Here is a 232-nt window from a genome sequence, read left to right as displayed (position 1 = left end):
TGAGGGGGTAAGGCCCCCAGCAGAACACTGGGTTGATAGGCCGGAGGTGTACAGCAGTAATGCCCAGCCGACCGGTACTAATAGGCCGAGGGCTTGTCTTACAAACCCTCAATCGAGTCAACAACTACCTCGCTCGCGTCCACGATCCAGAGATCCACCACAGTTGCATCAACAACAGAACAGTGGCTTGGAGGTGCGCCTCCCCGGCATGCGCTGGGGATGTGCCGCACTC

1 rRNA gene is annotated in these 232 nt (G+C 58.6%); it reads left to right on the top strand.

What is annotated here, in order from left to right:
- Positions 1-101, top strand: a 23S ribosomal RNA gene (locus ACYQ0U_RS22895); the annotation flags it as partial.
- Between the last annotated feature and the right edge of the window lie 131 nt (positions 102-232).

The organism is Nocardioides pyridinolyticus (assembly GCF_054653575.1).
Note: the sequence above shows the minus strand (reverse complement) of the source record. Positions and strands in the feature narration are given on the sequence as shown.